12 protein-coding genes are annotated in these 12,720 nt (G+C 52.4%); 8 read left to right on the forward strand and 4 right to left on the reverse strand.

Annotation, left to right across the window (positions count from 1 at the left end; all coding sequences use genetic code 11):
* Nucleotides 1–25: 25 nt before the first annotated feature.
* Nucleotides 26–739 (forward strand): ABC transporter ATP-binding protein, encoded by a 714-nt coding sequence (locus ACG2XO_RS13345; protein WP_410498483.1) that lies wholly within the window; start codon nt 26–28, stop codon nt 737–739.
* Here ACG2XO_RS13345 and ACG2XO_RS13350 read toward each other — a convergent pair.
* Both ACG2XO_RS13350 and ppsA read right to left on the reverse strand, forming a co-directional pair.
* Nucleotides 736–1,569 carry a hypothetical protein gene (locus ACG2XO_RS13350; protein ID WP_410498484.1) on the reverse strand — a complete coding sequence of 278 codons (834 nt, stop codon included), beginning with the start codon at nt 1,567–1,569 and terminating at the stop codon, nt 736–738. The two genes, ACG2XO_RS13345 and ACG2XO_RS13350, sit on opposite strands and share 4 nt — an antisense overlap.
* Nucleotides 1,570–1,767: 198 nt before the next feature.
* A complete protein-coding gene (gene ppsA, locus ACG2XO_RS13355; protein ID WP_410498485.1) occupies nt 1,768–4,140 on the reverse strand; it encodes a phosphoenolpyruvate synthase in 2,373 nt (790 codons plus the stop codon).
* Between the two features lie 194 nt (nt 4,141–4,334).
* Here ppsA and ACG2XO_RS13360 point away from each other — a divergent pair, with 194 nt between their 5' ends.
* From ACG2XO_RS13360 to ACG2XO_RS13385, 6 genes are all read left to right on the forward strand, one after another.
* Complete coding sequence (locus tag ACG2XO_RS13360; protein ID WP_410498486.1) at nt 4,335–5,153, forward strand: pyruvate, water dikinase regulatory protein; 819 nt, start codon at nt 4,335–4,337, stop codon at nt 5,151–5,153.
* Between the two features lie 157 nt (nt 5,154–5,310).
* Nucleotides 5,311–6,039 carry a septum site-determining protein MinC gene (minC, locus tag ACG2XO_RS13365; RefSeq protein ID WP_410498487.1) on the forward strand — a complete coding sequence of 243 codons (729 nt, stop codon included), beginning with the start codon at nt 5,311–5,313 and terminating at the stop codon, nt 6,037–6,039.
* 37 nt (nt 6,040–6,076) lie between these two features.
* Entirely contained in the window at nt 6,077–6,886 is an 810-nt protein-coding gene (gene minD / locus ACG2XO_RS13370; RefSeq protein ID WP_410498488.1) for a septum site-determining protein MinD, read from the forward strand.
* 3 nt (nt 6,887–6,889) lie between these two features.
* Nucleotides 6,890–7,156: a cell division topological specificity factor MinE gene (minE, locus tag ACG2XO_RS13375; protein WP_410498489.1), complete on the forward strand. Its 267-nt coding sequence runs from the start codon at nt 6,890–6,892 to the stop codon at nt 7,154–7,156.
* A 97-nt stretch (nt 7,157–7,253) separates the two neighbouring features.
* Nucleotides 7,254–8,063, forward strand: coding sequence for a type I methionyl aminopeptidase (gene map, locus ACG2XO_RS13380; RefSeq protein ID WP_410498490.1), 810 nt, complete (start codon nt 7,254–7,256; stop codon nt 8,061–8,063).
* Nucleotides 8,064–8,136: 73 nt separating this feature from the next.
* Entirely contained in the window at nt 8,137–10,713 is a 2,577-nt protein-coding gene (locus ACG2XO_RS13385; protein ID WP_410498491.1) for a [protein-PII] uridylyltransferase, read from the forward strand.
* Between the two features lie 76 nt (nt 10,714–10,789).
* Here ACG2XO_RS13385 and purU read toward each other — a convergent pair whose 3' ends face one another.
* Both purU and ACG2XO_RS13395 read right to left on the reverse strand, forming a co-directional pair.
* Nucleotides 10,790–11,644, reverse strand: coding sequence for a formyltetrahydrofolate deformylase (gene purU / locus ACG2XO_RS13390; protein ID WP_410498492.1), 855 nt, complete (start codon nt 11,642–11,644; stop codon nt 10,790–10,792).
* 75 nt (nt 11,645–11,719) lie between these two features.
* Entirely contained in the window at nt 11,720–12,100 is a 381-nt protein-coding gene (locus tag ACG2XO_RS13395; protein WP_410498493.1) for a hypothetical protein, read from the reverse strand.
* Nucleotides 12,101–12,194: 94 nt separating this feature from the next.
* Between ACG2XO_RS13395 and ACG2XO_RS13400 the strand changes: the two genes are divergently transcribed.
* Entirely contained in the window at nt 12,195–12,659 is a 465-nt protein-coding gene (locus ACG2XO_RS13400; RefSeq protein WP_410498494.1) for a tRNA (cytidine(34)-2'-O)-methyltransferase, read from the forward strand.
* Nucleotides 12,660–12,720 lie beyond the last annotated feature (61 nt).

The following is a 12,720-nucleotide window of genomic DNA, read 5'->3' on the forward strand; positions in this document are numbered from 1 at the left end:
TGGATTTCATTTATGAGATAAAAATATGAGTTCCAGTATGCTGCGTGCGCAAAATCTGTTCCGCCAGATTCCCGGCGAAGTACCGGTGACACTGGTCGATGATGTCTCGCTCGATATCCACGCCGGTGAGTTTGTCTGCATCATGGGGCCTTCCGGCTCGGGAAAATCATCGTTGCTGTATTTGCTGGGGCTACTTGATATGCCCGATCAGGGCACAATCTGGCTCGACGGCGTTCAGACCGGCAATTTGAATGAAGAACAGCTGGCCCGGCAGCGACTGCAAAGTCTCGGCTATGTCTTCCAGTTTCACTTCCTGCTCGCCGAATTTACCGTACGCGACAATGTCATGCTGCCCATGCGCAAACTGGCGCAATTGTCCGATGCTGAGATGCTTGAACGCACTCAGCATTTACTTGAACAACTAGGAATGCAAGATCAGGCGCACAAACATCCGCATCAGCTCTCCGGTGGCCAGCGCCAGCGCGCCGCGATTGCCCGTGCACTAGCTAATGAGCCGAAAATCATTCTGGCCGATGAGCCGACCGGCAATCTTGATTCGGCTTCGGCAGAAAATGTCCGTGAAATCCTGAAAAATCTGGCGCATCAAATGGGGAAAACGGTGATTGCAGTCACGCATGATCCGCAATTTGCCGCTGCAGCCGATGCACGGATTGGTATTGTCGATGGCAAAATCAATGCAGATTGGCTGAATCAATCCACAAAACGCCTGATAATTTAAGGTGCCGCGCTGGGTGGCTGATAGCGGTGTAAGCCCTGTAGGACCCAGGCTGGGTAGATTTTTTCGTATTGTTGCCAGAATGTTTTGTTCTGAAACTGTTTGACCAGCTCTTTACGTAACAAATTGCGATCTGCTGGGCTAAGCCGGGTTAATGAGAGATAAGGACCGGCCTTGATTTCAGGAATAGCGGGCAACTGGATGACTTTGAGCTTGTTTTGATCGAGCGGCGTTTCCTGCAAACCCAGATACAAAGTCGATGTAATCATCAGCGCGGCATTGCCGTAGCCCGCCTTGAACTTGCGCAGAATAATGCTCGGCTCGGTCACTTCTTCCAGCACCTCGCGCTCACGTAAACGCTTGAGTAAGTGTTGGTATTCGGGCACATCATAAGACGAGCCACGCACAACGTTGACCTTTAATTGCCCCTGCTCCAGCGCCCGTAGCGGATCGGCGGGCACTGAGCCATACAGCACCAGTGCGACTCTCCCGGTTACCACCGGAATCAGTTCTCCGGCCTGATTCAGACTTGAGCGCTCAATTGCGATCGGCAATAAATCGACATCATGGCTGGTGCTGAACATGTACAAAGAACGGACAAAAGGCGCAACCACGTACTCGAACTTGCAACCAGTGCGGCGGCTGATTTCGCGCAAACCATCGATATAAATCCCGCCAGTAACCTGTCCATTTACAATGGTTACTGATGAGGTAATTGGACTAACACCCACCTTGATTGGGCGCGAACAAGCCTGAGCTGCGCCCCAACTGACCATAAGGCATATGGTGATCAGCGCTTGAAATCGCCATCCCCGATTGCAATTGATCGACATTGATTCTCCTCGCCCTCTGAACATATTTTTATCTTGGCCGTTCCAGCATAGCTCAGTGCTACTGCGCAAAAAATCTTCTGCTTAAGCAAGTTATATGTTCAGCAAAACAAAACCCGCATTTGCGGGTTTTGAATACAGATACATCCACCAGGTATTTCATTGCGGGCAATACCTAACAAGATCCGCAATGGAATACCCCTATTGCTTGCCGCCCTTGGCGAGAAATAGCCAGGTTTCAATCACGGTATCGGGGTTCAGCGAAATCGTTTCAATTCCCTCTTCGACCAGCCATTGTGCAAAATCGGGATGATCCGATGGCCCCTGACCACAGATGCCGACGTATTTGCCCAGCTTGCGGCAGGCTTTAATCGACATGCTGAGCATGGCTTTGACTGCTTCATTGCGTTCGTCAAAGCTGGCTGAAACCGGCCCACCCGAATCGCGGTCAATCCCGAGCGTCAGCTGCGTCATATCGTTCGAGCCAATCGAGAAACCGTCGAAATATTGCAGGAATTGTTCGGCCAAGACTGCATTGGCCGGGATTTCACACATCATAATCACGCGCAAGCCATTCTCGCCGCGTTTGAGGCCATTGCGTTCGAGCAGTTCAATCACGCATTCAGCTTCTTTCAAGGTGCGAACGAAAGGAATCATCACTTCGACATTGGTCAAACCCATCACATCGCGCACTTTTTTCACCGCACGACATTCAAGTTCGAAACAGTCACGGAACGATTTATCAACATAGCGCGCCGCGCCACGGAAACCGATCATCGGGTTTTCTTCATGCGGCTCGTACTCACTGCCGCCGATCAAATTGGCGTATTCATTCGATTTAAAATCGGACAAGCGCACAATGACTTTTTTCGGGTAAAACGCCGCACCCAAAGTCGCAATGCCTTCGGCAATTTTGTCGATATAAAAATCAACCGCCGAGCGATAGCCTGCGATGCGCTCTTCCACTTGGGTTTTGAGCGGCTCGGCCAGATTTGGATACGCCAGCAGCGCTTTCGGGTGGATACCAATCATGCGATTGATGATAAATTCCAGCCGCGCCAAGCCAACACCTTCATTTGGTAATTGGGCAAATTCAAACGCCAGCTCGGGGTTGCCAACGTTCATCATCAATTTGACCGGCGCTTTAGGCAGCGTCGTCAGTGACACGTCCATTTTTTCAAACTTGAGCAAGCCAGCATAGACATTGCCGGTATCGCCTTCGGCGCAAGAAACGGTGACCTCATCACCATCGCGCAGCGCTCGTGTTGCGTCACCGCAACCGACGACGGCGGGTACACCCAGCTCGCGCGCGATAATCGCCGCGTGACATGTACGGCCACCACGATTCGTCACAATGGCCGACGCGCGTTTCATCACCGGCTCCCAGTCCGGGTCGGTCATGTCGGACACCAGCACATCGCCCGGCTGAACGCGATCCATTTCCGAGACATCGCGGATAATCCGCACGCGGCCTTGACCGATTTTCTGGCCAATCGCGCGGCCTTCAGTCAGCACTTCACCGCTTTCCAACATGCGGAATTTGCTGAGTTTCTCATTGCCCGCTTCTTGCGATTTCACCGTTTCAGGGCGCGCTTGCAGGATGTAAAGCTTGCCGTCGATGCCGTCTCGACCCCACTCGACGTCCATCGGGCGGCCATAGTGTTCTTCAATAATCAGCGCGTAGCGCGCCAACTCTTGCACTTCATCGTCGGAAATCGAAAAGCGGCGGCGATCTGCCTGCGGCACATCAATCGTGCGCACTGATTTACCAGCGACCGACTCGGTATCAAACTCCATTTTCAACGCTTTACCGCCCAGATGGCGGCGAACAATCGCCGGACGACCAGCGCGCAACGTGGGTTTATGCACAAAAAACTCATCCGGATTCACCGCGCCCTGCACCACCGTTTCACCCAGACCATACGACGCAGTGACAAACACGACCTGATCAAACCCTGATTCGGTATCAATCGTGAACAGCACGCCCGCAGCGCCTTTGTCCGAGCGAACCATGCGCTGAATCCCGGCCGACAGTGCGACGATTTTGTGATCGAAACCTTTGTGTACGCGATACGCAATCGCGCGGTCGTTATACAGTGAAGCAAAAACTTGCTTCATCGCGTCAACGACATTCTGATAGCCAACGATATTGAGGAAAGTTTCCTGCTGGCCGGCGAACGACGCGTCAGGCAAGTCTTCGGCGGTTGCCGACGAACGAACAGCGACGGTGACATTGTCGCCGAGCTTGGCGTAATGCTCGGCAAGCTCATTTTCTAATTGTTGCGGCAAAGGCGTTGCCATAATCCAGTCGCGGATCTGCTTGCCGGTCGCCGCCAGCGCTTTGACATCATCAACATCGAGCGTTGCCAGAGCCGCATCAATCCGATCAGCCAGACCTTGGTGCGCCAAAAATACGCGATACGCTTGTGCAGTCGTCGCAAAACCGCCAGGGACGCGAACGCCTTTTTCGCTCAGTTGCGAAATCATTTCGCCCAGTGATGCATTTTTACCACCAACCTGCTCGACATCGCTCATCCGTAATTGAGCGAAATCAATCACATATTTTTCAGTCATATTTGCCAGCCCCTCAGTCACGAAACTTGTCATTTATTGCTGCACTGCAACCAGACTCTAAGCATAGTTGTTCAGGCCGCAAATGAGTATTTATATGTACTGGTTTTCCCTGCAATGCACGCTTATGCTGGGTTCTGCTGGAGTCAGTTTACGAGCACCAAATCGACGCAGCCAGAAAACAAGGGAGAAACACCATGCGCCGCACTGCTTTTTTCGTCTCGGGTCGTACCGGGATTACCGTCGAAATCCTTGGGCACTCATTGTTATCGCAGTTTGAAGACGTCAGCTTCAACCGGATTGTGTTGCCCTTTGTTGACACACTTGAAAAAGCCGAAGAAGTCGCGCTGCAAATTCGCAAACAGTCGCTAATTGATGGCTGCCGGCCACTGGTTTTCAGTACGATTGCCGATTTGAAAATCCGCGCCAAAATTCAGGTTGCCGAAGCACAATCATTTGATTTTTTCGGTCAGTTTATCGGTCCGCTTGAAGAAGAACTGGGCGTCAAATCGTCGCACACGATAGGCCGCTCGCATGAAATCAGCAATTTCGAGGAATACAATAACCGTATCAATGCAGTCAATTTTTCACTCAGTCACGACGACGGTGTCATGCCGCGCGATCTGGCCGAAGCCGATCTGATTCTGGTTGGCGTTTCGCGCTCGGGCAAAACGCCGACCTGTCTGTATATGGCGCTGCAATTTGGTATCAAGGCGGCCAATTATCCGCTGACCCCCGAAGACTTTGGTCAGCACACCTTGCCCCGATTGCTACTGCCATACCGCAACAAACTGTTCGGGCTGACGATTGATCCGGAACGTCTGCGCCAGATCCGGCAGGAGCGCAAACCCGATAGTCGCTACTGCCAGCTCGAAACCTGCCAATTTGAAGTCGCTGAAGCTGAAGCGTTAATGCGCCAAGTTGGTGTTCCGTATTTGAATACAACGCGGATGTCGATTGAAGAGCTGGCGACGACGATCATGCATCGTACCGGTTTGACGCGCCGGGCTTATTGACAGTGTGAGGTGCAAATTTTCACCAAACCCAGCGCTACTGAGCCAATTTACAGCAATCCCAGTTGCATTCCATCGCTGACAGTGCTTTACAGCTTCCTAGCGCAGGGGCGAGAAGGTAAACTGCTGGCTTTATTGCCAATCCGGTTTGTGATCCGTCATGACAAGTTTTGTCCACGCCGAACAGCCCGCCAGCTTGTTTGAATTCAAAAGCACCAGCACCCGTTTAACTGCCTTCATGCCGGCCAGCATTGATTGCGACCAGCTACAGGCTGCGCTGCAGGCACAACTGGGCGGCGCGGATCATTTTCTCAGCGGCGAGCAGGTCGTCATTGATTTCAACAGTCTGCCGCAAATTCCGAGCGCGGTTGAACTCGTTGCGATGATGAATTTGCTGCGCCAGTTCGCACTGCAGCCGATTGCGGCGCAAGGTGGCAATAAAGACCAACAGGTGGCTGCGCGCGAAGCCGGTTTGATGGTTCTGCTCGAAAGCGAACTGGTTCCCCAGCATACCCCTACCCTGCATCAGTCTGAAATCATTGCGCCACAAGGCGCAACGATCATTACCCGTCCGGTACGTACCGGACAGCAAGTTTACGCCAAGGGCGGCGATCTGATCGTACTGGCGCTGGTGTCCAATGGCGCCGAAGTCATCGCCGACGGCAATATCCACGTTTACGCCCCACTGCGTGGTCGTGCACTGGCCGGCGCGCGAGGCGATATGAATGCCCGGATTTTTACCACCTGCATGGAAGCCGAGCTGCTGTCGATTGCCGGCATTTACCGCAGTCTTGATCAGGCGTTGCCTGATTCAATTCGTGCCAAACCCGCACAGGTCTTGCTCGATCAGGAAAAAATCGTGATCGAAGCTTTAAATAATCTGAATTAAACCATCTCAATATTTTCAAATCATCAGGGGACACATTGTGGCAAAAATTGTAGTCGTAACTTCCGGCAAAGGCGGCGTAGGCAAGACCACCACCAGTGCCAGCTTTGCTTCCGGTCTGGCCTTACGCGGTTTCAAAACTGCGGTCATCGACTTTGACGTGGGTTTGCGTAATCTCGACCTGATCATGGGCTGCGAGCGCCGTGTCGTGTACGACTTTGTCAATGTCATTCAAGGCGAAGCGACTTTGCGTCAGGCGCTGATCAAGGATAAAAACTGCGACAACCTGTATGTTTTGCCAGCGTCGCAAACACGCGATAAAGAAGCGCTATCCAAAGAAGGCGTCGAGCGCGTTCTGAACGAGCTCAAGCACGAAGGTTTTGATTACATCGTGTGTGACAGCCCGGCCGGTATCGAAACCGGCGCGTTTCTGGCGCTGTATTACGCCGACGAAGCAATTGTTGTGACCAATCCTGAAGTATCGTCAGTGCGCGACTCGGATCGTATCATCGGTATTCTCGATGCCAAATCGAAAAAGGCCGAAGAAGGCGGTACGGTGAAAACGCATCTGCTGATTACCCGTTACAGCCCGGCACGCGTTGAATCAGGCGAAATGCTTTCGCTCGACGATGTGCAGCATCTGCTGCGCATTTCGCTGATCGGCATTATTCCGGAATCCGAATCAGTGCTGCAGGCATCGAACTCGGGAACTCCGGCGATTCACAATGCAGGTACCGATGTATCGGAAGCGTATAAAGACGTCATCGCGCGTTTCCTCGGTGAAGAAAAACCACTTCGCTTTATCGAAGTACCAAAACAGTCGATCTGGAAACGGTTGTTCGGAGGCTAAATCATGTCAATTCTTGTCTATCTGTTTGGTGAAAAGAAAAAAACCGCTTCGGTCGCGCGCGAACGATTGCAAATCATTCTGGCGCACGAACGTGGCGGACGCGAAGCGCCGGATTACCTGCCGCAATTGCAGCGCGAACTGGTCGAAGTGATTTCCAAATACGTGGCTATCGATCCGAATGACATCAAAGTGCAACTCGATCGCAAAGACGAATTTGAAGTGCTCGAAGTCAATATCGTTCTGCCGGAACATCGCAAAGCAGCGGTCTAAACGGCCCCAAGATCAGGGGAGCAATCCCCTGCTCTGCAAGTAAACTGCAATGATATAATCGGCTAAATTCAGTTCAGCACGGCGTTCGAGAGACACAATGACCATTAGCATCAAAACCGCAGACGAAATCGAAAAAATGCGCGTCGCAGGCCGCCTAGGCAGCGAAGTACTCGACTACATCACGCCATTTATTGTTCCCGGCATCACGACTGCCGAAATTGACCGTCTGTGCCACGAGTATATGGTCAATGTGCAGGGTACCATCCCAGCGCCCTTGAATTACTGTCCTCCTGGCTATATACCCTACCCGAAATCGATCTGCACCTCGGTGAATAACGTGATTTGTCACGGTATTCCGAACGACAAACCGCTGAAAAACGGTGACGTCGTCAACCTCGATATCACCGTGATCAAAGATGGCTACCACGGCGACAATAGCCGGATGTTCATGGTCGGCGATAATGTCGCCAGCCACGCCAAACGGCTGTCGCAAATCACTTACGACTGCATGTGGATCGGTATCGAGCAAGTCAAACCGGGCGCGCATTTTGGCGATATCGGCGCGGCGATCCAGAAATACGCCGAAAAAGCCGGTTATTCGGTCGTTCGTGAATTCTGCGGTCATGGCATCGGCTCGGTCTTTCACGAAGAACCGCAAGTGCTGCATTACGGCAAGGCCGGTACTGGCCCGGTGATGCAGGCCGGAATGATTTTCACCATCGAGCCGATGATCAACGCCGGTAAGCGCGACATCAAGCAAATGAACGACGGCTGGACGATTGTGACCAAAGATCGCAGCCTGTCGGCGCAGTGGGAACACACGATTTTGGTCACCGAAACCGGTTACGAAGTGCTGACGATCTCAAACGGCTCTCCGGCCAAGCCGGAGAAATACCTGCTGGGGTAATCAGCGGCAATTCAATTAAACTGGGTATTGCGATGCAATACCCTTTTTTATGCGTTTTATTCTGGATAAAAACATGCGCTCAGTCACCGCCATTCGTACCGCTTATGCCAGCGCCAAGGCCGAGTTGAAAACACAGTTTGCCATTGCAGCACAGGCCGCGCCCTTGCTCAACGAGCTGGCGGCGCTCACCGATACGACGCTGGCTGAACTGTGGAATCGGCATGAATTTACCAACGAGGTATTGCTCGCAGCAGTAGGTGGATATGGACGTGGAGAGCTATACCCCCATTCAGATATTGACCTGCTGATCCTGCTACCTGATCAGCCCAGCGCAGCGCTGCTGGAAAAACTGGAAATTTTCGTCGGTGAACTATGGGATATCGGCCTCGAAGTCGGTCATTCGGTGCGAACGATTGCCGATTGCCTGAATGAAGCAGAGCGCGATATCACAGTGCAAACCGCGCTGCTTGAAACGCGCGTGCTGGTTGGCGATGAGCAACGCTTTGCCGATTTCATGGACACGGTGCACCGGCATATTGATCCGAAAGAGTTTTTCGACGCCAAGCTGATCGAACAGCAAGCGCGTTATGCCAAATTTCAGAACGCAACGTACAAGCTCGAACCCAATATCAAGGAAGCACCGGGCGGGCTGCGCGATTTGCATCTGATCGGCTGGATTGCTGCCAGCCAGCGTCTGGGTCGCGACTGGCATGCGCTGGCGGCGCTGGGTATGCTGACCGTCGAGGAAAACGAAAAACTCTGCGAAGCCGAACGCGTGCTGCGCACCTATCGCATTGCCTTGCACTGGCGCGCCAAACGCCGCGAAGACCGCATCCTGTTTGATTATCAGAATGCACTGGCCAAAGAATTCGATTTTGACGATATCTCAACCGCAGGCCGGATCACCCAACGCGCATCGGAAGCGTTTATGGCCGAATATTATCTGGCCGCGCGGATTGTGACTCAGCTGGTGCCGCTGCTGGTGCAGGCGCTGCGTGCGCGGCTGTTTTCGTATATCGGCTATGAAACCATCCGTATCGACGATGATTTTCTGATTCGCAACGACTTGCTCGAAATCAGCGATCTGACACTGTTCGAGCGCAAACCGGCGAGCATACTGGCGCTGTTTTTGCACCTGGAACAGCGCCGCGAAGCGCGTGATATTGCCCCCGAAACACTGCGCGCACTCTGGCATGCACGCAATAAAATCGACGATGATTTTCTGGCGAATGAACACCACCGCCAGCTGTTTATTGCGTTATTTCGCGAGCCGCGCGGTCTGACGCGGATTTTGCGCCGCATGAACCAGTACGGCGTACTTGGGCGCTATATTCCGGAATTCGGCGATATTGTCGGCCGGATGCAGCATGATCTGTTCCATGTTTACACCGTTGACGAACATACACTGATGGTGCTGCGCAATGTCCGCCGCTTTGCCGTCAACGCGTTCACGCATGAATACCCGCTGTGCTCGCGCCTGCTTGAAGAATTCGAGCGCCCTGAAGTGCTGTATCTGGCGGCACTGTTTCACGACATCGGCAAAGGTCGCGGCGGCGATCACTCGCAGCTCGGAGCCGAAATTACCCGTCACTGGGTCAATCAGCACCCGTTGCCGCAGGATGATCGTGATCTGATCGTCTGGCTGGTGACGCATCATTTGACGATGTCGTCAGTCGCACAAAAACAGGACGTTTACGATCCCGAAGTCATCGCAGAATTTGCCGCACTGGTCAAAGATCAGCGCCATTTGATCGCGCTGTATCTGCTGACCGTCGCCGATATTCGCGGCACCAGCCCGAAAGTCTGGAACGGCTGGAAAGCCAAATTGCTTGAAGACCTGTTCAAAGGTACGGTGCGCTATCTCAATAGCCAGAATATCACCGCACATTCATGGCTCAATGACAGGCAGGACGAAGCGCTGCGGCTGTTGCGGCTGTATGGTTTCCGCGAAGACGCGCATCAACCCTTCTGGCAGCTGCTCGATACCGTCTACTTCCTGCGCCATGATGCGCGCGATATTGCCTGGCATACGCGCGTTTTGCTCGGCCATATCGATAGTGATAAGCCGATTGTCAAAGCCAAATTATCCGAATCGGGCGAAGGTTTGCAGGTCGTCGTGTATACGCTCGATCAGCCCGATTTGTTTGCGCAGATTTGCAGCTTTTTCGAGCGCGCTGGTTACAGCATTTTTGACGCACATATCCACACGACGAAACACGGCTACGCACTCGATACTTTTTATGTGTATATCCCCGACGGGCTGGGTACTTCGTACCGCGACCTGATTAATTATGTCGAATACGAGCTGGCCGATTGCATTGCCAAAAAACAGCCTTTGCAGGCGTCAAACAGCCGGCGAATTTCACGCCAGCAAAAGCATTTTCCGGTACGCACGCATGTGCAGATTCGCGAAGATGAACGCGGCAAGTTTTATATTTTGTCCGTTGCCGCAGGCGACAGACCCGGTCTGCTCTCGACCATCGCTCGCATTCTGGCGAGCAACCGGATCGAAATCCAGTCGGCCAAAATCATGACACTGGGCGAGCGCGCCGAAGACCATTTTCTGATCAAAGGCAATGTACTGGGCGACGAGCGTTCGCGATTACAGATCGAGAATGATTTGTTGCAGGCGCTCAACCCCACCGCCTAAATTAGCATGGGTATATTCATCAAGAGCAATAACAATAAGCACTTGATGAATATACCCATAAGGCAATCAAATACGATCAGTCAAAAATCACCGTTTTGTTTGAATACACCAATACACGGTGCTCCAAATGCCAGCGCACGGCACGAGACAGCACGACGCGCTCCAGATCACGCCCTTTTTGAATCAGCGCTTCGACATTGTCACGATGCGAAATGCGATTCACGTCCTGCTCGATAATCGGGCCGTCGTCGAGAATCTCAGTCACATAATGGCTAGTCGCACCGATCAGCTTCACGCCACGGGCAAAAGCGCGATGGTAAGGCTTGGCGCCGTCAAACGCTGGCAAAAAGCTATGGTGAATATTAATCACGCGTTGCGGATATTGCGCGGTAAAGTCGTGGCTCAAGACCTGCATATAGCGAGCCAGCACGATCAGATCAATGCCCTTCTCGCGCAATAAAGCTTGCTGCTGTGCTTCAGCCTCGGCTTTATTGTCTTTGGTAACGGCGATCACGTGATATTCAATGCCGTAAAACTCGGCCAGTGCGCGACAATCTTCGTGATTGGAAATAATCAGCGGAATCTCGCACAAAAGTTCACCGCTTTTGTGGCGATGCAGTAAATCAACCAGACAATGATCATATTTGGAAACAAAAATCGCCATTTTTTGCGGGCGATTGGACAGCGCGACTTTCCATTGCATTTCGAATCGGTCTGCAATCGGCTGAAATGCCGCCGAAAATGCATTCATATCGAGTGTGAAATCGGACAAATCCCACTCAATCCGCATCAGAAACAGGTTATCGGTCTCATCCTGATGCTGATCAGAGTGAACAATATTGGCGTTATAGGTATATAGAAAGTTGGCAATTGCCGCTGAAAGACCTTTGCGGTCCGGACAGCTGATAAGCAGAGTGGCAGTTTGATTCATGGCAGTTTCGCAGACGTAATATGCCAATGATTCTAACAGCCGACGCCACGCCGCAACAGGTTTTCATCGTCGCTGTTAATTGATATGCCTCAGAGAACGCAAAGTATGCTGATATATTTTGCTGCTCAAGCGCTGCGTCCCGACCGTTAATTGCGCCTGAATAAAAAGCTGTTCGAAAATCGGGCCATAGCCATATTCGGGAATCTGCACATTCCAGCACCAGCCATTGGCCGTTTGATTATCTCTGGTCAGATCAAAAGGATAATCGAACAGCGCGGCATAAATCGCTTTGCCTATTCCGAGCGTACGGGCAGGATTGATTTTGCGCCGACCATCCGGACTGATTTCATGATCCAGTGCACGAAATACCAAAACCATCGTCTGTTCGGGCAATAAACCATCGAGTTTGGCCATTTGCGCCGCTGCCAGCACGATTTCCTTTGGTATGATGTCCATTTTCGGTACTCCATCAAAATCAGCCTGTTTATCAGCAGCTTAGTTGACACCGAACCACAATCAATTCCGTCCATCAGCTTACAGAAAACCGCCCATGTTTGACATTGTGCTCTATCAGCCCGAAATCCCGCCCAACACCGGCAATATCATCCGTCTGGCCGCCAATACCGGCTGCCATTTACATTTGGTCAAGCCGCTGGGCTTTCCGCTCGATGACGCCAAAATGCGCCGCGCCGGACTTGATTATCACGAATACGCCCAAATGCAGGTGCACGAAAACTGGGCCGCGTGTCGTGCAGCACTGGCTGGACGACGTTTTCTGGCCGGAACGACCAAGGGCTCGCAGCGCTACGACAAAATCAATTACCAGAGCGGTGATGTGCTGGTTTTTGGCCCGGAAACACGCGGGCTACCGGCCGAAATCCTCGCCGAATTTGCGAGTACCGAGCGTATCCGCCTGCCTATGCATCCGGACAACCGCAGCCTGAATCTATCCAATGCCGTTGCCATTACCGTTTATGAAGCCTGGCGGCAGAATGATTTTGCCGGTGGCAACTAAAAATCCTCCGCAAAAAAGGCCGGTCAATGACCGGCCTTTTCACAGGTATTGCTTTGAAATT

It is taken from the genome of Chitinibacter sp. S2-10, assembly GCF_046530675.1.
In the GTDB taxonomy this organism is placed as follows: domain Bacteria; phylum Pseudomonadota; class Gammaproteobacteria; order Burkholderiales; family Chitinibacteraceae; genus Chitinibacter.

What these genes read in the sequence shown, in the direction of transcription:
- ACG2XO_RS13345 (WP_410498483.1), top strand. Translation starts at nt 26, where the DNA reads ATGAGTTCCAGTATGCTGCGTGCGCAAAATCTGTTCCGCCAGATTCCC.
- ACG2XO_RS13350 (WP_410498484.1), bottom strand. Translation starts at nt 1,569, where the DNA reads ATGTCGATCAATTGCAATCGGGGATGGCGATTTCAAGCGCTGATCACC.
- ppsA (WP_410498485.1), bottom strand. Translation starts at nt 4,140, where the DNA reads ATGACTGAAAAATATGTGATTGATTTCGCTCAATTACGGATGAGCGAT.
- ACG2XO_RS13360 (WP_410498486.1), top strand. Translation starts at nt 4,335, where the DNA reads ATGCGCCGCACTGCTTTTTTCGTCTCGGGTCGTACCGGGATTACCGTC.
- minC (WP_410498487.1), top strand. Translation starts at nt 5,311, where the DNA reads ATGACAAGTTTTGTCCACGCCGAACAGCCCGCCAGCTTGTTTGAATTC.
- minE (WP_410498489.1), top strand. Translation starts at nt 6,890, where the DNA reads ATGTCAATTCTTGTCTATCTGTTTGGTGAAAAGAAAAAAACCGCTTCG.
- map (WP_410498490.1), top strand. Translation starts at nt 7,254, where the DNA reads ATGACCATTAGCATCAAAACCGCAGACGAAATCGAAAAAATGCGCGTC.
- ACG2XO_RS13385 (WP_410498491.1), top strand. Translation starts at nt 8,137, where the DNA reads ATGCGCTCAGTCACCGCCATTCGTACCGCTTATGCCAGCGCCAAGGCC.
- purU (WP_410498492.1), bottom strand. Translation starts at nt 11,644, where the DNA reads ATGAATCAAACTGCCACTCTGCTTATCAGCTGTCCGGACCGCAAAGGT.
- ACG2XO_RS13395 (WP_410498493.1), bottom strand. Translation starts at nt 12,100, where the DNA reads ATGGACATCATACCAAAGGAAATCGTGCTGGCAGCGGCGCAAATGGCC.
- ACG2XO_RS13400 (WP_410498494.1), top strand. Translation starts at nt 12,195, where the DNA reads ATGTTTGACATTGTGCTCTATCAGCCCGAAATCCCGCCCAACACCGGC.